The following is a 1169-nucleotide window of genomic DNA, read 5'->3' as shown; positions in this document are numbered from 1 at the left end:
AGATACTAGAATGAAAGATAGGTATATTGTACTTCGCTATCTCGCTTTTGAGTTTTATTTCGAGTATTTAAAGTATGGTTATGAGTTTTCGGATATAGATACAACTTGTTTCAGTTCTTCTTTTTGAGGTATTCTAGACAAAAAATACATCTGAGTTTCAAAAATATTCATATTAATTGGTCTACTAGATTTATTATTTTTATTAATAAAAGCATCCTTACCTAAATAGAAAATTGCATTCTCAAGACCAACCTGAACTTTAGCACTATATAAATCAAAAGTTTTTTCATCTAATTGATTAAAATAGCTCATCGCATTCCCTAAAAGTGTATCTATATCCGAAAACTCATAACCATACTTTAAATACTCGAAATAAAACTCAAAAGCGAGATAGCGAAGTACAATATACCTATCTTTCATTCTAGTATCTTTAACGAAATAGTCTGATGTAGATTGTCTAAATATTGCTGATTTTACTATATCTTTAAGGAAGTTTGTAATCTGTCCATTATATAATGCGTTTCTTATTTCTTGTTTGTTCAATTGTGTTCCTGCACGATTAACTCGATCAAATATATGGAACTTAATTGAATCATCAGTTGGAGGAACTATAACATAAGACTGTATCTGATAATCCTCTATCCTCGATTGTAAGAGTGGGTCTAAATCTTTAAATAATTTATCATTATGCTGTGATAAAATAGATAGGCCAGTTAATGGAAAACGATTATCCATAAATTCAAAAAATGCAGTTAACCTCTGACGCCCATCTACAACAATCAACTCACCATTACTACCTTCGTTAAAATAGAAAATTGGAATTGGCAATCCCATCAATATACTTTCTATCAATTCTGATTTCTGACCAGGTCTCCAGACATCTAAACGCTGAAAATCACTATCTAGATTAATCAATCTTTTATTAAATTTTCTATTTAATTCAAAAACAGAATACGTATTTTTGTCAATACTTATACTTTTTGGAGTAAAAATTTGACTGCTGTCTTTTGAAAATCCATTTGTAATAGACAAATCTTCTTCAATTTGATCTTTGGGATTCCAATCTTTTAAGACAGGAACATCTAGTATATTAGAAAAATTCTCTTCCCCTAATATATCTTTTATATACTGCTCTTTTCCTATAAATGTATTATTGATTGCAGCAAATA

Annotated in this window: 1 protein-coding gene; it reads right to left on the bottom strand. The window is 29.0% G+C overall.

Annotated features, from left to right (window positions below; all coding sequences use genetic code 11):
* Nucleotides 1-78: 78 nt before the first annotated feature.
* On the bottom strand, nt 79-1169 hold a 1091-nt coding region (locus K4H96_RS00885; protein ID WP_227956314.1), incomplete at its 5' end, for a DUF262 domain-containing protein.

It is taken from the genome of Streptococcus sanguinis (assembly GCF_020729765.1).
GTDB classification, from domain to species: domain Bacteria; phylum Bacillota; class Bacilli; order Lactobacillales; family Streptococcaceae; genus Streptococcus; species Streptococcus sanguinis_Q.
Note: the sequence above shows the minus strand (reverse complement) of the source record. Positions and strands in the feature narration are given on the sequence as shown.